The 21354-nt window shown below is 60.5% G+C and carries 14 protein-coding genes and 2 pseudogenes; 1 reads left to right on the forward strand and 15 read right to left on the reverse strand.

Annotated features, from left to right (window positions below; translation table 11 throughout):
• Positions 1-25: 25 nt before the first annotated feature.
• The 3 genes and pseudogenes from IPK59_20110 to IPK59_20120 all read right to left on the reverse strand — a co-directional run bounded on the left by IPK59_20110 (position 26) and on the right by IPK59_20120 (position 9100).
• Positions 26-5413 carry a cadherin domain-containing protein gene (locus tag IPK59_20110; GenBank protein MBK8160965.1) on the reverse strand — a complete coding sequence of 1796 codons (5388 nt, stop codon included), beginning with the start codon at positions 5411-5413 and terminating at the stop codon, positions 26-28.
• A 92-nt stretch (positions 5414-5505) separates the two neighbouring features.
• On the reverse strand, positions 5506-6942 hold the full coding sequence (locus IPK59_20115) for an HlyD family type I secretion periplasmic adaptor subunit (GenBank protein ID MBK8160966.1): 1437 nt from the start codon (positions 6940-6942) through the stop codon (positions 5506-5508).
• Positions 6929-9100 (reverse strand): annotated as a pseudogene (locus IPK59_20120) (type I secretion system permease/ATPase). The gene IPK59_20115 and the pseudogene IPK59_20120 overlap by 14 nt, the downstream one beginning before the upstream one ends.
• 1105 nt (positions 9101-10205) lie before the next feature.
• On the opposite strand from IPK59_20120, the pseudogene IPK59_20125 reads away from it, so the two are divergent.
• Positions 10206-10508 (forward strand): annotated as a pseudogene (locus tag IPK59_20125) (NAD(P)-dependent oxidoreductase).
• 429 nt (positions 10509-10937) lie between these two features.
• On the opposite strand, the gene IPK59_20130 reads toward IPK59_20125, so the two are convergent.
• The 12 genes from IPK59_20130 to phnG all read right to left on the reverse strand — a co-directional run bounded on the left by IPK59_20130 (position 10938) and on the right by phnG (position 21224).
• Complete coding sequence (locus tag IPK59_20130; GenBank protein ID MBK8160967.1) at positions 10938-12233, reverse strand: hypothetical protein; 1296 nt, start codon at positions 12231-12233, stop codon at positions 10938-10940.
• 49 nt (positions 12234-12282) lie between these two features.
• A complete protein-coding gene (locus tag IPK59_20135; GenBank protein ID MBK8160968.1) occupies positions 12283-13074 on the reverse strand; it encodes a putative DNA-binding domain-containing protein in 792 nt (263 codons plus the stop codon).
• A complete protein-coding gene (locus IPK59_20140; protein ID MBK8160969.1) occupies positions 13071-13934 on the reverse strand; it encodes a DUF692 domain-containing protein in 864 nt (287 codons plus the stop codon). Before IPK59_20140 ends, IPK59_20135 begins: the two co-directional genes overlap by 4 nt.
• 106 nt (positions 13935-14040) lie before the next feature.
• Positions 14041-14295 carry a hypothetical protein gene (locus tag IPK59_20145; protein ID MBK8160970.1) on the reverse strand — a complete coding sequence of 85 codons (255 nt, stop codon included), beginning with the start codon at positions 14293-14295 and terminating at the stop codon, positions 14041-14043.
• Between the two features lie 1049 nt (positions 14296-15344).
• Positions 15345-15932: a phosphonate metabolism protein/1,5-bisphosphokinase (PRPP-forming) PhnN gene (gene phnN, locus IPK59_20150; protein ID MBK8160971.1), complete on the reverse strand. Its 588-nt coding sequence runs from the start codon at positions 15930-15932 to the stop codon at positions 15345-15347.
• Positions 15933-15941: 9 nt separating this feature from the next.
• Complete coding sequence (locus IPK59_20155) at positions 15942-16637, reverse strand: DUF1045 domain-containing protein (protein ID MBK8160972.1); 696 nt, start codon at positions 16635-16637, stop codon at positions 15942-15944.
• Positions 16634-17335 carry a phosphonate C-P lyase system protein PhnL gene (gene phnL, locus IPK59_20160; GenBank protein ID MBK8160973.1) on the reverse strand — a complete coding sequence of 234 codons (702 nt, stop codon included), beginning with the start codon at positions 17333-17335 and terminating at the stop codon, positions 16634-16636. The genes IPK59_20155 and phnL overlap by 4 nt, the downstream gene beginning before the upstream one ends.
• Positions 17336-17337: 2 nt before the next feature.
• A complete protein-coding gene (gene phnK / locus IPK59_20165) occupies positions 17338-18117 on the reverse strand; it encodes a phosphonate C-P lyase system protein PhnK (protein MBK8160974.1) in 780 nt (259 codons plus the stop codon).
• Entirely contained in the window at positions 18114-18995 is an 882-nt protein-coding gene (locus IPK59_20170) for an alpha-D-ribose 1-methylphosphonate 5-phosphate C-P-lyase PhnJ (protein ID MBK8160975.1), read from the reverse strand. Before IPK59_20170 ends, phnK begins: the two co-directional genes overlap by 4 nt.
• Entirely contained in the window at positions 18992-20083 is a 1092-nt protein-coding gene (locus IPK59_20175) for a carbon-phosphorus lyase complex subunit PhnI (GenBank protein MBK8160976.1), read from the reverse strand. The genes IPK59_20170 and IPK59_20175 overlap by 4 nt, the downstream gene beginning before the upstream one ends.
• A 2-nt stretch (positions 20084-20085) precedes the next feature.
• Complete coding sequence (phnH, locus tag IPK59_20180; protein MBK8160977.1) at positions 20086-20703, reverse strand: phosphonate C-P lyase system protein PhnH; 618 nt, start codon at positions 20701-20703, stop codon at positions 20086-20088.
• Positions 20700-21224 carry a phosphonate C-P lyase system protein PhnG gene (gene phnG, locus IPK59_20185; protein ID MBK8160978.1) on the reverse strand — a complete coding sequence of 175 codons (525 nt, stop codon included), beginning with the start codon at positions 21222-21224 and terminating at the stop codon, positions 20700-20702. The genes phnH and phnG overlap by 4 nt, the downstream gene beginning before the upstream one ends.
• Positions 21225-21354: the final 130 nt, after the last annotated feature.

Genomic DNA, 21354 nt, shown 5'->3' on the forward strand with positions numbered 1-21354 from the left:
GCCGTCGGAGCCTCATTGACATTGCTCACCGCAATGGCAAATGCCTGTGTCTTCGAAAGCCCCCGCCATCCGTCGCCATTACTGTGACGTTAACGCTTGGGGCCGACTCATAGTTAAGGCTGATTCCGTCCTTCAGCTTCAGCTGATTGGCTACTACTTCAAAGCGGCTATCGGAGACGCTGAAACTGTGCGTGTCCCCAGCATTCGGATCGCTGACGGCGAGAGTCCCGACCACAGCACCGACATCATTCTCAGCCACCGACGCATTTGAAAGAGCGACAAGGGTCGGCGCATCGTTCCCATCCATAACCTGAATGGTAAAGCTACGCGTCACAAATAGACCACCGGCATCGGTCGCCTTTACTGTGATATTGTGACTCGTAGCAGTTTCAAAATCGATGAGCGTACCATTGGCAACACTTACGATGCCGGTCACTGCATTGATGGTGAACCGACCGCCCGCATTGTCGGTAAGGCTGTAGGTCAGCGTGTCTCCCAGATCAGCATCGGTTGCCAGAGCGGAAATGCCAACCAGGACTCCTGCGGCACTCTCTTCAACTACCGCATTTGGTGCGGAATTGGCGTCGATTAGATTGAAGGGAGATGCATTCGTGTTCGTGACGCCGAAAGTCCGCGTATGAATGACCCCACCAGACGCGGTCCAACTGACAACGAAGCCGCCGCCCGGCAACGCCGCCACAAACGGCTCCGACCCACCGGCGCCAGGTGTGTCTATGCTGAACTCGCCGCCAATCTTCTGACCCGCCGCATCGTAGCGCTGCCCATAGACCCCGCTGCCCGTGGTCGAGTACCAGACAACGGCGAACCCGCCATCGGTGAGGCCGGCTGTCTGCACGTGATATTGATTGCTGGCGATCGTCGTGCTGATCAGAAACTCGCCACCAACTTTCTGGCCGGTGCTATCGAATCGCTGACCATAGACGCCCCAATCGTTGGGCAGATCCTGACCATAGGAGTTCCAGACGGTAACAAAACCTCCATCCGAAGTCGCCGCAAGGGCCGGCGCGAATTGATCGGCAGTGGTCGTCGTGTTGATGAGAAAGCTGCTGGTGCCAATTTGCTGGCCCTGGGCATTGTAGACTTGGCCCCTGACGTCCCCATTATTGGTACCATAGTCGCTCCATACGGTGACGAAGCCACCGCCCGCCAGAGCAATCACGTCGGACAACGATTGATTGCCGGTGGTCAGGTTGTTGATCGAGAATACCCCACCGACCGGCGTTCCACTACTGTCGAACTTCTGGCCGGCGATGCCGGAACCATTTGCATCGGCCCCGCTTGCTCCCCAGACCACAATGTAACTGCCATCGGAGTAGCTCGTCACTGAGACTCGGTCTTGATAGATCGCATACCCATAGGTACTGCTGACAACAGACGCGCTGAGTGTCCAGGCGGTTCCGATCGGTTGATTGGTCGAATCATATCGCTGCACGCGGAGCTGGCCGCTTGTGCCAACTTGCGCTGTCACGAAGCCGCCGCCGGGTTGACTGGCGACGGCACTGAAGCCAATGGCAGTCCCCAGCGAGAACTCGGTGCCCAAGGCGACACCCGCCATGTTGTAGTAACGGCCTTTGGCTCCGCCGCTGGTGAGCCAGGTTACCAATTGGCGACCATCCGACAGCAGTGTGACACTTGAACGGCTGCCGCCGCTTGCAACTATGACATCGGCGCCGGGGCCAGATTGCTCGGTTGCGTTGACCACACTGATTGTAAAGACTTGCGCCTTGCTCAGAGCACCTGAATCCGTCGCCGTGATCGTCACCGCGACACTTGGTTCGGTCTCGAAGTCAAGGCTAATGCCAGATTTCAGTTTCAGCTTGCCGCCCACAATCTCGAACCGATTGTCCGAGACTGACAAACTATGCCTATCCCCGGCATCGGGATCGAACACGGTCAGCGTGCCGATTTCGGCGCCGGCAATGTTCTCGATGACATATCCGTTTGACAAGGAAATCGCTGTCGGCGCCTCATTGACATCGGTCACCGCGATGCTGAATGTCTCGCTCCTCGTAAGACCGCCGGCATCCGTCGCTACCACGGTGATGTTGTGGTTTGTCGCTGCCTCATGATCGAGCAAAGCACCGTTCGCCACCGTCACCACGCCGGTTGCGGCATTGATCTGGAACCGGCCGCCGGCATCGTCGCCGAGGCTATAGGTCAATGTATCACCCGAATCCGGGTCGCCCGCCAATGCCGTGATGCCGACGACCGTTCCGGTCGCTGCGTTCTCGGCAACACTGTTCGTCATGAAGTCATCGTCGACCAGTGTTGCCGGGGCCTCGTTGACATTGTTGACCGCGATCAAGAATGTCTCGCTCTTGGTCAGACCGCCGGCATCCGTCGCTACCACGGTGATGTTGTGGCTCGTCGCTGCCTCATGATCGAGCAAGGCACCGTTCGCCACCGTCACCACGCCGGTTGCGGCATTGATCTGGAACCGGCCGCCGGCATCGTCGCTCAGGCTATAGGTCAATACATCACCCGAATCCGGGTCGCTCGCCAGCGCCGTGATGCCGACCACCGTCCCGGTCGCTGCGTTCTCGGCAACACTGTTCGTCGTGGTGTCATCGTCGACCAGTGTTGCCGGGGCCTCGTTGACATTGTTGACCGCGATCGAGAATGTCTCGGTCTTGGTGAGACCGCCGGCATCCGTCGCCACCACCGTGATGCTGTGACTCGTCGCCGCTTCAAAATCCAGCAGGCCACCATTGGCAACCGTCACTACACCCGTCGTCGCGTCGATCTGGAACCGGCCGCCGGCATCGTCGCTCAGGCTATAGGTCAATACATCACCCGAATCCGGGTCGCTCGCCAGCGCCGTGATGCCGACCACCGTCCCGGTCGCTGCGTTCTCGGCAACACTGTTCGTCATGAAGTCATCGTCGATCAGTGTTGCCGGGGCCTCGTTGATATTGTTGACCGCGATCGAGAATGTCTCGCTCCTGGTTCGGCCACCGGCATCCCCCGCCACCACCGTGATACTGTGGCTCGTCGCCGCCTCACGATCGAGCAAAGCACCGGTCACCACCGTCACTACACCCGTCGTCGCGTCGATCTGGAACCGGCCGCCGGCGTCGTCGCCCAGGCTATAGGTCAATGTATCACCCGAATCCGGGTCGCTCGCCAGCGCCGTGATGCCGACGACCGTCCCGGTCGCTGCGTTCTCGGCGACACTGTTGGTCGTGAAGTCATCGTCGACCAGTGTTGCCGGGGCCTCGTTGACATTGTTGACCGCGATCGAGAATGTCTCGCTCCTGGTCAGACCGCCGGCATCCGTCGCCATCACCGTGATGCTGTGACTCGTCGCCGCTTCAAAATCCAGCAGAGCTCCGTTCGCCACCGTCACCACGCCCGTCGTGGCGTCAATCTGGAATCGACCACCGGCGGCGTCGCTCAAACTGTAAGTCAGGGTATCGTCAGCGTCCGGATCGCTTGCCAACGCCGCAATGCCAACAACCGTCCCTGTCGCAGCATTTTCATTCACGGCATTGATCGCTGTATCGCTGTCGGAGAGCAAGGCAGGCGCCTCGTTCACATTGGTGACGGAGATGTTGAAACTCTCGCTCCGGCTAAGGCCACCGGTATCCGTCGCGACGACGGTGATGCTGTGACTTGTTGCGGTCTCGTAATTGAGCAAACCACCGTTCAAGACTGTCACCACGCCGGTGGTTGCGTTGATCTGGAATCGCCCACCCGCATTGTCGCTTAATGAATAGGTGATCGTATCGCTGACATCCAGATCTTCCGCCAGCGCTGTGACGCCAATGACTGTGCCATTGATGGCATTCTCGGCTACCGTGTTCGTTCCAGTGTCGCCGTCCGTCAGCGAAATCGGCGCCAGACTCAATTGGGTACCGAGACTGTCGAACGATCGGCTGCGGATGGTGCCGTCGGACGACTGCCAAGTGACGGTAAAGCCGCCATCGGCGTCTGCCGTGATCGACGAGAGATTTTGCCCGCCGGCAAGATATGTATTAACAGTGAACTCCGTCCCCAGCTTTTCCCCGGACGTACTGTATCTTTGTCCAGATATATTGTATTCACCGGTCTTCGCGCTGTCCCAGGTCACCACGAAAGATCCATCCTTCAAGACCGTGACCGATGGGTTCCATTGATAGTCGGACAGCCCGGTATTCACCCTGAAATTGCTGATGACCGGCTGGCCGGCGGAATTGAAGACGCCAGCATAAATGTCCTGTGCCGAACCATTGACTGTCTCAAGCGAAAACCAGGTCGCCACGAAGCCGCCATTTGGCAGAGCTGACACACTGACGGTGCCCTCATTGCTGCCGGAGACATTTGCCAACGCGATTTCATTGCCGATCTTCACGCCGCCGGCGGTATAGATCTGTGCCTTGACGTCATACTGGCTAGCGATCGCGCCGCTTTGCCACGTGATGATGTAATTGCCATTGCTGAGTGTCGTGACGATCGGAAGGATCTGATAATCGCCCGTGACCTCATTGACCTGGAAAGATGATCCCACCGGCGCACCGGCACTGTCGAAATGCTGCGCACGAATCCCGTCATAGAGACCATCGCCGCCATAACTGTTCCAGGCAACGACACTGCTGCCGTCCGCAAGCACCGCGATGGATGCACGATAATTATAGCTGCCAAGGCCATTGGAAGCGCCGGCACCGGCATAGGGTGAGACGCCTGTGATCGTCTCGACGTGATCGACGCTGCCGCTGGCACTGTAGCGCGTTACCGACAAGATCGTGCCTGTGATGCGGGCTGTCACGAAGCCACCATTCGGCAACAAAGCAACATTGACCTTGCCGCTGGAAGAACCGAGTGGCAGCACGCCGGTAACAGCCTGTCCGTTCGCGGCGATAATCTGCCCTTTGACCGTCCCGTTCTCGTTCCAGGTATAGAGATGATGGCTATTTGCCAGGGTGACGACGTTGGCAAATTGCGCGCCCGCCGCAGTAGCGATGATCTGCTCAGCCGATCCAAACAGCAGTGGATTGCTGACCTGAACGACACTGGCGGGCAATGGGTCGTCCCCTAGAAACCGGATTTGATCTACATCGGCCAGGATATCGACGCCGTCCGGCGAACCGGACCGCAGATCCGTGACCTGGACCGTGCCATTGCCGAGATCCACGATCTGATAATCGGCAGAATGGCCGCTGAACACCGCAATATCGAAGCCACCGCCGCCTGTTAAACTGTCATTGCCGGCACCACCGACCAAGACATCATTGCCGACTCCACCAGCCAGCTCATCATTGCCCGCATCTCCCATGACGACATCGTTGCCATCGCCGCCATCAAGGCTGTCGTTTCCGAGCCCGCCGGTTAGCAAATCGTCTCCGCCGAGACCGCTCAGCGTGTCATCCCCGTTCGTGCCCGTCAGAGTGTCGTTGCCCGATGTACCTACGGTCATGATGTCCTCATATCATTGGGTCTAAGCGATACTTTTCATTGATAGAAAGACGATGCTTCAATTTCGAAAGTAGTGACAAATGAGGGGTGAAATCATCTCTCCCTCCCGGCCTCACCGCCCATGCGCATGAGCGGCGAGAGCACGAACTCGATGAGCTTCCTTGTTCCGGTCTTGATCTCGACCGCGGCGACCATGCCGGGGGAGAGTTGGACGTTCTTGCCGTCCACATTCATCACGTCTTTTTCGAGGCGGATGCGGGCGGTGTAGATGAGGCGCGGCGGCTGGCCGGCACCGCCGGGTTGTTCGACCGCGTCGCCGGAGATGGTGGCGACATGGCCCGTCAGGGTGCCGTAGCGGGTGAACGGGAAAGCATCGAGCTTCACGACCGCTTCCTGGCCCTCTGCCACGAAGCCGATGTCCTTGTTTTCGATCTCCGCTTCAATCTCGATGCCAGCATCCTCGGGCACAATGACCAGGAGGGGCTTGGCTGGCTCGACGACGCCACCGATGGTGTGAAGCTGCAACTGCTGCACCGTACCGGCGACTGGGGCGGTGAGACGCTGCAGGGACTGGCGCTGGGTCGCCTTCTTCAATTCCTCGGTCAATTGCGCGACCAGGCTCTCGGCTTCGGTCAATTCCTTGAGGCGGTCGCGGTCGAACTCCTCCTTCGCCTGGGCGATCTGGCGCTGGATGGTGGCGAGGGCCGCATGGCCTTCATTGGCCTTGGCCACCGCCATCTTGCCCTCGCCTTCGAGGGCGATCAGCTCCTGCTGCATCTCGAGGAATTGTTGCTTGGGCGTCAGGCCCTTTTCAAGAAGGCCGCGGCGGGCTTCCACCTGTTCGCGCTTCAAGGGCAATTGCGCTTCGATTTTGGCGATCTCGGCCTGGGCACCCATCGCAATGGCGCGCTGGCGCTCCAGCTCACGCGCAAGGGCCGCCAGCTTCTCCGCCTGCTCGCCCAGTTGCGTCGCTCGGAAGGAACGGGCCAGAGCAACGGTCGCCTCGTCGTAACCGGATTCCCCGCCGGACGGGGCATCGAGGATCTCGCCGCCGGGCAAGCCAAGGATCGAGCGCAACCTGGCGACGTCGAGGCGCTGACGGTTGAGTTCGCTCGCCAATCGGTCCGTATCGGCGCCGGTCGAGGTCGAATCCAGTTCCACCAGCAAATCGCCCTTGGTGACCTTCTGCCCTTCCTCGACCGCGATCCGGGTTACCACCCCGGTCTCAAACGCCTGGATGAGCTTGGTGCGGCCTGAGGGCACGATCTTGCCCTGGCCCACCGCCACGATGTCGATCTCGCCGACACAAGCCCACAGGAGGGCGATGGCGACGAAGCCGGAGATGGCCAGCGCCACGGCGCGCCCCAAGGGCGAGGGCGGCGTTTCCAGCACCTCGACCGCGGCGGGCAGGAACTCGTGCTCGTAGCCGTCGGGGGCGAAGATGCCGCCGAGGCGGCCCATCGCCTTCCGGACGCGGGAGGCGGGAAGAGCGACGACGTTATCGGCTGTGGTCGCTTCACTGGGCGGCATGCTGCCCTCCCTGCGGCTGCACGACCGGCATCGCTGCCTGTGCATCGGCCGCCTGATAGCGATAGAGTTGGGCATAGCGGCCATTGCCGCGCAGCAATTGCTCGTGGCTGCCATCCTCGACCAGCCGCCCCTTCTCGATGGTCAAGATGCGGTGGCAGGCGCGCACCGCCGAGAGTCGGTGGGCGATGATCAGCACCGTGCGGCCCTTGGCGATCGCCGCCATATTGTCCTGGATGATGCGCTCCGATTCATAGTCAAGTGCCGAGGTGGCCTCGTCGAAGATGAGGATCTTCGGGTTGGTGACCAGCGCCCGGGCGATCGCCATGCGTTGGCGCTGGCCGCCGGAAAGGCTGGCGCCACGTTCGCCCAGCACGGTGTCGTAGCCCTGGGGCAGTTCCAGGATGAAGTCATGGGCGCCGGCAAGCTTGGCCGCCGCCACCACGCGCTCCATCGGCATGCCAGGATCGCTGAGGGCGATGTTCTCGCGGATCGAGCCGCTGAAGAGCACGTTTTCCTGCAGCACAACGCCGATCTGTCGCCGCAGCCAAGCCGGATCGATGAGGGCGAGGTCCATGCCGTCGACCATCACCCTTCCCCGCTCCGGCACGAAGAGGCGCTGCACCAGCTTGGTCAGCGTTGATTTGCCTGAGCCGGAGGAACCGACGATGCCGATCATCTGCCCCGGCTGGATCTCGACGCTGAGGTCGGACAGCACCTCCGGCGCGTCCGGCCGATAGCGGAAGATGACATGGTCGAAGGTGATGCGGCCGGTGAGGCTGGGTGGTGTTGCCTTGTCCGCCCGGTGCAGGGGCTCCGTCGGCGCATTGAGGATGTCGCCCAGCCTACTCACCGAGATGCGCACCTGCTGAAAGTCCTGCCACATCTGGGCAAGACGCAGCACCGGCCCATGCACCTGGCCCGCCAGCATGTTGAAGGCGACCAGGGCACCCACAGTGAGATCGCCGTTCAGCACCGCCTTGGCGCCGAGATAGAGTGTTAGCAGCACTGTCATCTTATTGATGAGCTGCGCTGTCTGGCTCGCGGTGTTGCCGAGCTTGGTGACCCGGAAGGCTGCCGAGACATAACCGGCGAGCTGTTCCTCCCAGCGCCGCTGCATGCGGGGCTCGACCGCCATGGCCTTCGCCGTCTCGATGCCGGTCACGGTCTCGACCAGGGAAGACTGGTTCTCCGCCCCGCGCGCGAACTTTTCATCGAGCCGTCGGCGAAAGATCGGCGTCACCAGCAGCGAGAGGACCACATAGGCCGGGATCGCGGCCATCACCACCAGCGTGAGGGTCGGGCTGTAATACCACATGACCGCCAGGAATACGGTGGTGAATACCAGGTCGATCACCAGAGTGAGCGCATTGCCGGTGAGGAAGGAGCGGATGTTCTCGAGCTCACGCACCCGGGCCACGGAATCACCCACGCGCCGCGCCTGGAAATAGGCCAGCGGCAGCGACAGCAGATGGCGGAAGAGCTTCGCCCCCAGTTCCACATCGACCCGGTTGGTGGTGTGGCTGAAGATGTAGGTGCGCATGCCCCCCAGCAGCACCTCGAACAGCGAGATGACGGCAAGCCCGATCACCAGCACGTCCAATGTCGTGAGGCCGTGATGCACCAGCACCTTGTCGATGATCACCTGGAAGAACAGAGGGGTCACCAGCGCAAAGAGCTGCAGCACGAAGGAGGCAATCAGCACCTATATGAGGATGCGCTTGTATTTGAGGATCGCGGGGATGAACCAGGCGATGTCGAACTTCGTGAAGGTCTCGGAAAGCGAGGCCCGCTTGGTCATCAGGAGCAGGCGGCCGGTCCAGCTCTTCTCCAGCTCCGCGCGCGTGAGTGCAATCGGCCGGTTCTCCTCCGGATCGTGCACCAAGGCCTTGGCTTCGTCGCCCTCGCTAGATGCGACTTTCGCGAGAACAAAGAACCGTCCGTCCTTGGTCTCGGCGATGGCGGGCAGTGGTGTTTTGCCGAGTTTCTGCCAGTTTGACGCGACCCAGCGCGCCTTGAGACCGGATTCCCGGGCGGCGCGAAGCAGGTCTGAATCGGTGAGCCCGTTTGGACCCGGCGCAAAGCGATGTGACAGCGCGTTAGGATCGACCGCCATGCCGTGGAAGCGCAGAAGGAGAACAAGACAAAGTAGCCCAGTATCAGAGGCTTGCTGGATATCCGCTGCCGCGACACCCGATTGATCCGGCGCTGCATCTGCGACCACGCCCTACCCCCGTCTGGCGATTCGACGCGGAACCTCTTCCACGTTTTGTGTCGCAAAATATGTCTGAATACCTAGGCTCGAGCAAGCAAGAATTCTACTCAGACGCGATCCATCGACAAATCGTCACGTACAAGATGTGGCAAATATCCACAATCAATGCGAGAATTATAGGTGCATTTGATAAGTATTCGCCCGATACAAATGTACAATTCATCGCCTGCCCGCGGATAGCGATCGCGATCGCCCACCAACGCGTCTTGCCGCCTGCGGCAATCCACCCATCAATTTCAGAGTGTCCGACTGGTGATTCCAAATGGGAGCTGTAGCGGCACAAATGCGCCTCAGCCCTGGGCGACGCACTATGTTCGTTGCGCCAGCCAGCAACAATCCATGATCTTCGCCGGTTGCATCCCGCCGGCCTTTGTTAGGTATTCAGCAGAAGTTCGATTTGATCTCACCCTACCAACCTAATTCGCTGGGAAATACTCGCGCCGAAACAAGCACTCGGCCTCCCTTACGTTGTTGCTGCCAGAATAGCCGATCCCACTTCCATCGCAGATGATTGTGGCACCGCCCCGCAATCGCGCTCGCCCAGCCGGAAGTGCGTTGGGATCTAGATGCATCAAGACCGGATAGCTACAGCAGTGATTATCGGGCCTTGGAATGGTTGCATCATCCACCGAAGACTCGGTGCCGGGCTGACATTCCGAGGTCGCCCCACTGGCGTTTCCTGCAGTTGACATAGTTGGATAGTGACCTCTGGGGAAAGAAGCCGCCTTGGCGCCGGCTGACAATTGACCATGCTTGTCAACACTGTTCACCGTTGGCGCCGCCATTTCTGTTATGCTGGCAGCACGTGATGTGCACTGCGGTAAGCTCATCTAGTAATGATCTTCGCTATGTGCGGCGCTCGCCTGCACATTCTCAACGTGCAATCAAACCGGAGTAGAATCGCATGTCGGGCTCGGTCATCGGCTTTGTCGGCATCGGCCGCATGGGTGCGCATATGGCGCCTCGCCTGCACGCGGCCGGCTAAAGGCTCTGTACTTTCGACACCAACGCAGCGGCACCGACTGAGTTTGAGACAAACGACGCCGTGGCGGTTGCCTCGGCCCAGGAGGTTGGCGACCGTGCTGGGACGGTATTCGTCAGCCTGCCGACGCCCGATATCGTCCATGCGGTCGTCCTCGATGAAAACGGGGTGTCTAAAGGATCGCGCGTCAAGACCGTGATTGATCTTTCGACCATTGGCCCAGGCATGGCGACGCGCGTTTCCACGGCCCTCGGGGATAGGAACATCGCCTGGTTGGACGCCCCCGTCAGCGGTGGGCTCGCCGGCGCCTGAGGCGGCAAGCTGGCATTCATGGCCTCTCGGCCCAAGGCAAGCTTCGATACATTGGAGCTGGTTCTGTCCAATTTTGGCAAATTGTTCTTCGTCGGCGAGAAGGCGGGGATCGATCCGAAAGTCCTCCTCGACATCATCAATTCTGGCAGCGGCCGCAACAGCGCCACCCAGGACAATTTCCCCCGCTCCTTCCTGACGGCCGGAAGCCGATCGATCGGGCGAGGCGCACTGAACACTGAAGGTCAGTCCAGATTGTGTTCGGACTTGGACCTCTCGTCAGGCGCGTACCATTCCTTCAGAGAACCTGGCGGATCAAGTGTACCGATCATCGCTCTTGCTAGCGCAATACGCTCCAGAAGCTCTGCGCGACGCCCGATTTTCAGATTCTGCAGGCGTCTCTTGGATCAATCTGAGGCCGGCAGTTCCACCTTATCGCCCTTGCCCAATCGGCGGCCATTCCACTTTATCGCCCCAGACAATGCTCTGGCGAACAACGGCAAGTGGCGCTGTGTCATCGTAGTGAATGGCACCGTCCTTCCCTAAGCTCACACCGAGATCCCGCCACACCTGATCGAGGTCCAGCGGATGGTGCCCATAAACATATTTCTGCGCCAGGGAGTTCAACACCCCCGTATGGCCGGTCGCCGCCTCGCAGGCCGACAACATGGTCGCGGTTAGCCAGCGCTGGCGCACATCGGCGCCCTCTTTGAGAACCGCTCGGAGGCAATCTTCCGTGCCGACCCGACCGCCGCTGCGATGGCGCAATTGGATATCCGCCAGCAATAGGAACAATGCGCCACCCCAATAGGAGCGCCGTGATGGGGCTCTATTGAGCCCGGTTTCGGTCAGGGCCGGCAGGCCGCGCTGCATGTTGAGAAGCCATTCCTGCCAGACCGCATCCTCGTTCTTCCAGCCCGCGCGTGCCCGCAGGATCGGTTCAAAGTAGGTGGCGATGCCTTCATTGAGCCAGATTCCGGTATCACGCATAAGCGGCGATCCCAGATGCAGGAACTCATGCACCAGAACCCATTCATCATATAGCTGGCTGAGACTTGTCTCGGCACCGAGCAGCAACAATATCGTCGCACCACCACCAGCCATCACGCGGCCGAAGGGCAGGCCCTTCTTGCCGGTAACCGGGATGATCGCGACCAGCGCCGGGGCAACCGGCACGGCACCCCAGAAGCGTCGGTTGCTGGCGGCCACGTCACCGATCCAACGTCGCAGCTCTTCTTGCGACAGGGCAATGGGCGCATCGAGCGTGGCGACCTGCATATCGCTTTCTTCGGCGAGGGAAAAATGCTCGAACTGGCCGAGCACCCATTCACCCGCGTCTTCGACATCGCCGGACCGCAGAACAAACGCACCGCTCGAATCCTGTGGCAGCGCAATCGCAAAATCGGCGCCGTCCATCGCCTTTATGTGCAGGCGCAGGTCAATATCCCCGGGCTGTGGAATCGGCAGGATCGCCGACGGCGACACCAGCAGCGACCGCCCGATCCGCAGGGCACCATCATAGTCATCGCTCTGCGCGGCAAACGCCGCCAGGTCGATGTGAAAGTGCGCCGTCTCTGCGGCCGCCACCTTCCGGGTTATGAAAGCTGAGGCTGCGGAGTCGGCAACGCGCAACCCATCAAGCGAGACCTCATCCGCGCAGGTGATGGTGATATCCAGAGAATTGGCGGCGACGCCGTGCACGATGATTTCATAGTCGCATCCGGCCATCTCTGCCTGCGCCGGGAGCGCCGTCAATGACAACAGGGCGCCAAAGAGGCTAGACCGAAACGGTGGCATCGTGCGCAATCTCGGCCACCAAACCCCGATCGAGCCAATCCTTCAGGATTTCGGCGCTGCGCACGGCCGCAGCGGGATGACGGCAATGATCGGACAAATGCTGGCACATGACCCCGAAGGTCGCGCCGTCGCGTATCAGATCGAAGGCCGCTGCTTCGTCGTCAGCCACAGGACGATACTGAACGTCTTCATCTTGACGCCAGACGATCCAGCGTTGGCCGATTTCCCTGGCCGCCGGCATCTCGCCGGCGTCATGCAGGATGGCTCGGCGCAGTTCGCCGATGGAAGAATCCGCGACCAGGTCGCTCACTGCATCGGTAAAGGTCAGTCGGAGGGATTCCCAGGCAGTTGGCGGCAGCGCCAGGATATCGGTCATCGTGACGGCTATCTGATCGCGTGCGTCGAAAGCCTGCGCCACGGCCCAATCGAACCGCGCCATTCCGGCCGCCAGCGGCTGCGCCTCGACCGGAAATTGATCGAGATGACTTGCGATGCCACGGCCGAGCCAGCGCAATGATGGATGACGTGACGGGTTCGCAGCTAAATAGTCGCGGCTCAGCCGATCGAAGGCATCAGCGCCGAGCAAGCCGCAAAGACCCGGAAAATCATTGGCCAGGGCCTCGACCAGCCGGGCCCAATAACCGTGCCGGTAGACATGGAGCAAATCGGATTCTCCGATCCGCGCATTTCCCCTGACTTGCTCAACGATGGAAGTTGAACACCCAAGGAGAAAATTCTGAAAATCCGTCTGGGTACGGTCGAGCGACGTCATGCGACCCGCCCCACGCGCGCGGCCAAGGCCGACTTCTGAGTGCTGCGCGCCCGGTCGAGTTCAAGAATGAGGTCGTTCAGCGGCGGAATGTGATCATCCCGCTCGATCATCGTCGCCACTGCGCCGAATCGCGCCACCGCCTCGGCATAGAGATCCCAGACTGCGTCGACCACATCGTGATCATGCGTGTCGATGATGTGGCTTCCGTGGTTCTCATGACCAGCCAAGTGAATCTGACGCACGGTATCGGGCGGGATCGCGTCCAGAAAAACCAGCGGATCGAAGGAATGGTTGAAAGCATTGACATAGACGTTGTTGACATCAAGCAACACGTCGCAACCGGTGCGGCGCGACAACTCGGCGATAAACTCCCACTCCGGCATTGCCGAATGGACATAGGTGACATAGCTCGACGTATTCTCAAGCAGGATCTGCCGGTCGAGATACGCCTGCACGGCATGAACACGTGCTGCTACATGATCTAGCGCTTCTTCGGTAAACGGCAGTGGCAACAGATCATGCATGTTGAGCCCGGCAATGCCGGTCCAGCACAGATGGTCCGAAATCCAGGCGGGCTCCAGGCGCGCAGCCAGGCCTTTCAGATCCTTGAGAGAGTCAAAGTCCAGTGGCTCGGTCGAGCCAATCGACAGGGAGACGCCATGCATCACCATGGGGTAGCGCGCTCGGATCTCCATGAGATGGCGCAATGGCCTGCCGCCGCCGATCATGTAATTTTCAGAGATGATCTCGAACCAGTCGACCCGCAGGTCGCCGTCGGGTGACCCTGCCAGAATATCGGCATAATGGGTGGACCGCAGTCCCAGCCCAAATCCGGCAAGATCAGACCGCCGACCAGGCATTTTAACGCTCATCCGCGCATCGCATACCGCGCTCCCGCATCAGAAAAATGGCATGGGTGGGCATCGGAAACGGGGATTCCGAAACCCACCCATGCAACGCGCTGCGTTATTCCACGACCATGCCACCAGCACTGGTGCAGGCTTCGGCGCTCGGCTGCTCAACCCAGCCGTGACCTTTGCAGGAGTTCTGACCCTTGCAGGAATTGCTGGCACTTTTGCACGAACCTTGGCCCTTGCAGGCATTGATTCCGGAACAATGCACGGCGTCGGCATGAGCGGGCGCCGTCGTCAGGGTAATCGTGCCACCGGCCAACAGAGCCATAGCGGCCGCGGCGATCGTGGCGGAGGTGAGCTTGGTCATCGCTGTCATGTAAGTCTCCCTTGGAGTATTGCGCATTTTCGCGGGCCAATTCTTGGTCCCGAAGGCATCCGGGAACCTGGCTCCGGGGGCCTTGAAGGGGTTTTCGTCGGCAGGTGGGAGTTTGTTACATGCCCTTGCCATGCTGCCGCCGGCAGCAGCTCGAGGCCAACGACGTAATGGTCCCGGCACGTCAAGACCTCTTCCTCCGCACAAACCCTGGATCACTCGATCACGCATTCCTCCAGTATCAGACGACGGGGTTCCCGGAGGCTGTCCCCCTCTCGGTCGTTGGCAGGCGTCAGCTTTTGAAGCTGCATCAGAGCCGGAAATTATTCGAACCTCAACGACGCCAAACAGCCATGTCGGCGTGATTCCTTCGGATTCCTGATGATCAGGGAGAGACGCGCTTGTCCTCAGTCGAATGCGGCAGCGAACTCGGCGGGCACGCAGCGACGCCCGTAGAAGACGCCACCGCGGAAAAAATGTACCAGCTGGCCATAACGAGGCACCCGCCTTATCGACAAATGGGGCCGGACGATCCAGGTTTGCCACAGCGATTTGCCACACCTTTGCGACTGACCGCAGAGCGACGAACTCGGACCCTATCAATTTCAATTGGTTGGCTGAAAAACTGGCTGTGCTGGCAGTCCGAGACGAACCGACCTCTGGCTCGTTTTCCCTGTTTTTCAGGGAATAAACAGGGAACTTCGCCAAATTGGCGTTCCTGCGCCGACCCCGAGCATTTTATTGCCAAATGCCATATGGTTAGCACCGTATTCCCTATCGCGCCGAACAGGGAGATTCTGCCAAGCTACAGGGGGCCCGTTCGCGGAAACAGGCAAACGAATGTGAGCATCCGACGGTGACACGGTTGCTTGACGTCCTCTGGGACCAATCTTCTTCGTTGCGTTGATACAGGTGACGAAGAAGGAGGCGGCAATACGGCATGGGCTGCTAGACCGTCGCTGCGCGCTTCGTCATTTTGTCCCATCATATGGCTATCTGAGACAATGGGCCGATCTCGACCGTCAATATCCTATCACCTGGGTTCAACTTCGCTCGTTGATACCCGGCAACCGCCGGATCACATCCAGGAATGCCTCGCTGGCGCCGGATATAGGGCCATCGTTTTGAATGACCTGGAGTGTCGGGTGCTGGACCGTCAAATGACCGGCCCGCGCGATCCGTGCGGCAATCTCGTCGGCGCTTTCCCGGCCCCGCGCAAGCAACCGCGCTTGAAGCAGGATCGGGTCGACTACGATCAGGATAGGAAGCGCGGTCGGGTAGCGGCCCACTGCTTCCGGGAAATGGGCACGGGAGCCGTTCACAATGACATGCCGCCCGGAACGCAGGCTGTCGTCAATCTCACGTCCGATGCCATACTCGAGCCCGTTCGCCGACCATGACATCGCAAAATCACCGGCCAGCTGACGTGCCGCAAAACAGGCTGGAGAAAGCGCCAGATGCCTCTCACCCTTGGTCTCCGGCGGACGCGTGATGTAGCGCTGCGCGATGACAATGCAATCATCGCGCCGCTCTGCCAGTCTCTCCCTGACATAGTTGATCAGGCTGTCTTTGCCGGACCCTGACGCCCCCATGACATAAATCAGGCGGCCAGCTTCAGCGGGTCTGCGCATGCCCGGCGCCTAAGCCTTCAGTGGATAGCGATCGATGATGCGAAAGGGCTCGCTGCGATCGGCTTGGGCAAACAGGCAAAGATCGGCGATTCTGATCGGCCCCGCCAGAACCGTGGCGAACAATTCCGCAAGTGCATCGCCGAGCTTCCGGCGCAGCGCATCATCGGCGATCCCATCGGTCAGCGTGACATGGAAGCGGTACTGGTCCAATACATAAGGATATCCCCATTCAGCGACGAGGACCTGCTGTCGTGGCGTGAGGCAGGTTGAGAGGCGTTGCGTGGTTTCCTCCGCCAGAGGGGTCGCTCGAAACCGATCGAAATGGCGCACGCATTGCGCGGCAAGATCCTGTGTTTCCCTGGCAGCATTCGTGGGGACCAAGGCCAGGAACTTGCCGATAACCGACAACTCCATTCGGTCAATTTGTATTGCCGAGCGCGTCGCAGCGAATTTGGCGAGCGCATCTCGCAGATCCGCTTCCTGCAGTCTGGGCACCAAGCGAAACGGCGGCTTGAGCGTTGCGTGAAGACCGTAATGGCGCGGTGCCGCGGTCAGGGCGCGCAACAGGTCGGGCGAGAGGTCGGGAATCCGCGGCTGCGGCAGAAGGCACCCGCTCGCGGCATCGCGGCCAAGCCAGGCATTCCCGATCAGTTGCAGCGCTTCGCCCAGGCGTGGCGCGAAATAGACGGCATAGCGCGGTGTCATGCCGCCGCCTTGAAAGGTGCCAGTTCAAATAAGTGATCACACACCCTGGCGCGGATTGCGGCGTCATGGAAAATGCCGACGATCGCGCGACCTTGCGCCTTGGCCTCCAGGATCATCTCCGCGACGATGGCACCGTTCTCAGCATCCAGGGCAGCCGTCGGCTCGTCCAGCAACAGGATCGGAAAATCGGCAATGAATCCGCGCGCGATATTGACGCGCTGTTGCTCGCCACCCGAGAATGTCGACGGCGCCAATTCCCAAAGCCGTTCCGGAATGTTGACCCGGCGCAGCAGGATCGCGGCCTGTTCCCGCGCCGCGCCATCGGCGACGCCGCGCTGGCGTAACGGTTCAGCGACAATATCGAGGGTGGCCACGCGCGGTATCACGCGCAGGAACTGGCTGACATAGCCGAGACTGCGCTGCCGCACCGCCAGAATTTCGCGTGGCGCCGCGCGTGCCATATCCACCCAGCCACCGTCATGGCGTACACCTATCGTGCCGCGATCGACCCGGTAATTGGCGTAGAGCGCCCGCAGCAGGGTTGATTTCCCGCAGCCGGACGGACCGTGCAGCGCAATGCAGGAACCGAAATCGACGCTGAGCGAAAGTTCCTGAAAGACGCCGAACTCCACATCGCCCTGGGTATGGAGGCGGAAGCTCTTCGCGATACCGCGAACATCGATGGCTTGGTTTATCATGGTCAGGCCTGAAGCACGGAGGATACCAGTAACTGGGTGTAGGGATGCTGCGGATCGTCGAGGACCTGATCGGTGAGACCGGATTCCACCACCCGCCCGCGCTGCATCACCATCAATCGGTGCGCCAGCAGCCGGACGACCGCAAGATCATGGGTCACCAGCACGACGGACAAATGCAGGCGAGTGACCAGCCCGCGCAACAGATCGAGGAGACGCGCCTGAACCGACACGTCCAAGCCACCCGTCGGTTCGTCCATGAATACAAGGCGAGGTCCGGTGACGAGATTGCGGGCAATCTGCAGTCGCTGCTGCATGCCACCGGAAAAGGTCTGCGGCAGATCGTCGATGCGCGCCGTATCGATCTCGACTCGCCCCAGCCAATCCAGCGCCTTATCCCGGATCTGGCCATAATGGCGTTCGCCGACCGCCATCAGGCGTTCACCGATATTGGCACCCGCCGTGACCCCCAGGCGCAAGCCGTCGCGCGGATTCTGATGCACCATGCCCCAATCGGTGCGGATCAGGAAACGGCGCTCCGCCTCGCTCAATGCATAGAGATCGACCAAACCATGATGGCGCCGGTCATAGAAAATCCGACCGGCACTCGGCTGCAATCGCGCCGACAGGCAATTGAGGAGCGTGGTCTTGCCTGAACCGGATTCACCGACGATGCCGATGATCTCGCCCGGCCACAGATCGAATGACACGTCGAGGCAACCAGCGCGGTCGCCATAGTAGTGGCTGACATTCTGGACACTGAGCAGCGAATGATCGGATGTCATTCCGCCGCCTCCGACGCATCAACCGTCTGAGGGGCTGCTTCGCGGCGGTCAGCACAGTAATCGGTGTCAGAACAGACATACATGCGAGTACCCAGATCGTCGGTCACGATTTCGTCCAGAAACGAATCCCTTGCGCCGCAGAGAGTACAGGCATGATCCCATGTCTGAACTTCAAAGGGATGGTCGTCAAAATCGAGACTCTTCACCTTGGTGAAAGGCGGCACGGCATAAATGCGCTTCTCTCGCCCGGCGCCGAACAACAACAATGCGGGATTGTTGTCGAGCTTGGGGTTGTCGAATTTCGGGATCGGCGAGGGTCGCATAATATAGCGATCATTGACCCGGACCGGATAATCGTAAGCCGTGGCAATGCGACCCAGCAGGGCGATATCCTCATAGAGGCGGACATGCATGATGCCATACTCGCCCAAGGCATGCATCTTGCGCGTCTCGCTCTCGCGCGGCTCCAGCCAGCGCAACGGTTCCGGGATCGGCACCTGGAAAACCATGATCTGGTCCGTCCGCAGCGGCTTCTCGGGGAAGCGATGGCGGGTCTGGATGACACTTGCCTCCTCGGTCCGCGACGTCGTGGTAACGCCCGTCGTCTTGGCAAAGAAACTGCGGATCGAGACGGCATTGGTGGTGTCATCGGCGCCCTGATCGATAACCTTGAGCGTATCGTCGCGGCCGATGATGCTGGCCGTCACCTGAATACCCCCCGTCCCCCAGCCATGCGGCATCGGCATCTCGCGCCCGCCGAACGGTACCTGATAGCCGGGAATTGCCACGGCCTTCAGGATCGCGCGGCGGATCATCCGCTTGGTCTGTTCATCGAGATAGGCGAAATTGTATCCCTCAGCTTCGGATGGCTCGCTCATTCTGCGGCCTCCTGCCTTTCGGCGCGCAGGGCACGCAAGGTGCCGAGTTCAGCCTGGAAGTCGACATAATGCGGCAGTTTCAGATGCTGCACGAAACCGGATGCTTCCAGATTGTCGCAATGATTGAGGACGAATTCGGCATCCTGGGCCGGGCTGTCGGTCGCCTCGCCGAGTTCCGCCGCACGCAGGGACCGATCGACGAGGGCCATCGCCATCGCCTTGCGCTCGCCCTGGCCGAAGGCGATTCCATAGCCACGGGTGAACTGTGGCAGTGTCTGGGCGGTGCCCTTGAATTGGTTGATCATCTGGCATTCGGTGAGTTCGACCTCGCCGATATCGATCGGAAAGGGCAGTTCCTCCGGCTGGATCTCGACCGATACCGCACCCATGCGAATCTCGCCGGCAAAGGGATGGCTTCGGCCATAGCCCCGTTGTGTCGAATAGCCAAGGCCGAGGAGAAAGCCCTCATCGGCACGCGCCAGGGCCTGCAGGCGCGCATCCCGGTCCGCCTGAAACGCCAAAGGCTCGCGCGTGAGATCAGCAATTGTATCGCCCGAGCCGATATCAACCTCCGGCGCCAGGATTCCTTCCGCTGCCAAAATGTCCGTGACGCGCGGCATCGGCGGGATTGGCGCTGGATTGTGGATCGACGGCTGTTGCGGTGGCGGAACATACGACCCTTCGGCGGCCAGGGCGAAATCGAGCAGACGATGAGTGTAATCGAAGGTTGGACCGAGCACCTGGCCACCCGGTACATCCTTGAAGGTCGCTGAAATGCGCCGCCGCACCGCCATCCGGCCGGTATCGATTGGCAAGGTGTGCCCGAGACGCGGCAAGGTCGTGCGGTAGGCGCGGATCAGAAAAATCGCTTCGACCAGATCGCCGCGCGCCTGCTTGATAGCGAGGGCGGCAAGATCCCGGTCATAGAGAGCCCCCTCGCTCATCACACGGTCGACCGCAAGAGACATCTGCAGTTTGATCTGGGCAATCGACAGTTCGGGCACCGCGGGATCGCCGCGCCGTTCCTCGGCCAACAGCTGATGTGCTGCCGCGATGGCCCGTTCACCACCCTTGACGGCCACATACATGATCAGGCCTCCACTGGGCGGGTTACCGCGACGGTCGAGCGCGGCAAGGCCACAATTGCGTTGTCGTGCACCAGAATCGTATCGAAGCCGAGCGGGAAACGATGCTGGTTGACGGCGAAGGCTACCCAGAACGCTTCATCCAGGCCGCGCGCCGACAATTCCGTGGTGCCGTCGACACCAGGCCCTCGAAGTATGTGCCACTGCGCGCCGTCAAACCCCGCCACCTGGATAATCAACGTTGCCCCGCGCTCGGGATATTCCGCATCGCCATGCGGGAGACGCGACAGGTCCGGCAGTACATTGCCATCAGCGATCAACGTGAAAGCGGCTTCATCCATTTCGGCCAGCGGCGCGCCGGTGTGAAAAGCGATATGCTGCCGCGCGATAGTCAGCGTGGGGCCATCGAGGCAAAACGACGTATCGTGATCGAGCAAGGCCAGGCACAAGGCAATGCTGGCCGCGTTGAGACCCACTGGCGCCGGCGACAAGGGATCCAGCGTCACGACGCAGCCCGGACGCGACACAGCCTGCAGGATCTGGCGAAAGATCCGCTGGCTATCATCGACCGGGTCGGCGAATCCTTCGAGCATCAAGAGGCCGCCTTGACCTTGCGCCATCATGCCGGATTCTCCCCGCGCACCAAGGTGAAGAACTCGACTTTTGTCGGCGCTGATTTGTCGACCCGCCGGCGCGCGCGCGCCGCCTGTTCAGCCGACAGTGGATCGATCGCCAAGGCAATCAGCCGCTCACCGTGATCAGGATCCTGGAGAAGCACATCGATCAGGGCCGCCAGACGCGCCTCATTCTTCTTGCGTCCACTCATATAGGCGCAACCGAGCCGGCCATCGGCCAATTGCAGGGTGCAGCGGGTCATCGTGATCTCACTGAAATTGAATACCTGCCCGGTGCCGCCCATGCGACCGCGCAGCATCGTCATGCCGATCTCGGGTTGGCGCAGCAGGCGCGGCGTCGCATGGTCACCGATCACGCCCTCGATCGCGCCGCGAATAGCCTCAAGCTCGGCGAGGCTGGCCCGCGCCAACACAGCCAGCCAGCGCCGTCGCGCCGCTTGCGCGGGCGACAATGGGCTGCCATCGCGGCATCGCACTATTTCGTCGTCTTTGATACCGGATTCACGCATCACGCCATTGCCCGTCTCTGCCGATGCTCGACAACATCAAAATTTGTCTAGACATCTATATCTATTACGCTACGATCCAAACAATGATCTGTCAAAATCCGATTGTTGACCCTTTTGTGACATTGCCACC

This window comes from Rhodospirillaceae bacterium, assembly GCA_016712715.1.
Lineage (GTDB): Bacteria > Pseudomonadota > Alphaproteobacteria > Dongiales > Dongiaceae > Dongia.

Excerpts from the sequence above, each read along its gene's own strand:
- phnN (MBK8160971.1), bottom strand. The coding sequence starts at position 15,932 with ATGCGCAGACCCGCTGAAGCTGGCCGCCTGATTTATGTCATGGGGGCG.
- IPK59_20110 (MBK8160965.1), bottom strand. The coding sequence starts at position 5,413 with ATGACCGTAGGTACATCGGGCAACGACACTCTGACGGGCACGAACGGG.
- phnL (MBK8160973.1), bottom strand. The coding sequence starts at position 17,335 with ATGATAAACCAAGCCATCGATGTTCGCGGTATCGCGAAGAGCTTCCGC.
- phnK (MBK8160974.1), bottom strand. The coding sequence starts at position 18,117 with ATGACATCCGATCATTCGCTGCTCAGTGTCCAGAATGTCAGCCACTAC.
- IPK59_20145 (MBK8160970.1), bottom strand. The coding sequence starts at position 14,295 with ATGACCAAGCTCACCTCCGCCACGATCGCCGCGGCCGCTATGGCTCTG.
- IPK59_20130 (MBK8160967.1), bottom strand. The coding sequence starts at position 12,233 with ATGGCCGGATGCGACTATGAAATCATCGTGCACGGCGTCGCCGCCAAT.
- IPK59_20140 (MBK8160969.1), bottom strand. The coding sequence starts at position 13,934 with ATGCCTGGTCGGCGGTCTGATCTTGCCGGATTTGGGCTGGGACTGCGG.
- IPK59_20135 (MBK8160968.1), bottom strand. The coding sequence starts at position 13,074 with ATGACGTCGCTCGACCGTACCCAGACGGATTTTCAGAATTTTCTCCTT.
- IPK59_20175 (MBK8160976.1), bottom strand. The coding sequence starts at position 20,083 with ATGTATGTGGCCGTCAAGGGTGGTGAACGGGCCATCGCGGCAGCACAT.
- phnH (MBK8160977.1), bottom strand. The coding sequence starts at position 20,703 with ATGATGGCGCAAGGTCAAGGCGGCCTCTTGATGCTCGAAGGATTCGCC.
- phnG (MBK8160978.1), bottom strand. The coding sequence starts at position 21,224 with ATGCGTGAATCCGGTATCAAAGACGACGAAATAGTGCGATGCCGCGAT.
- IPK59_20115 (MBK8160966.1), bottom strand. The coding sequence starts at position 6,942 with ATGCCGCCCAGTGAAGCGACCACAGCCGATAACGTCGTCGCTCTTCCC.
- IPK59_20170 (MBK8160975.1), bottom strand. The coding sequence starts at position 18,995 with ATGAGCGAGCCATCCGAAGCTGAGGGATACAATTTCGCCTATCTCGAT.
- IPK59_20155 (MBK8160972.1), bottom strand. The coding sequence starts at position 16,637 with ATGACACCGCGCTATGCCGTCTATTTCGCGCCACGCCTGGGCGAAGCG.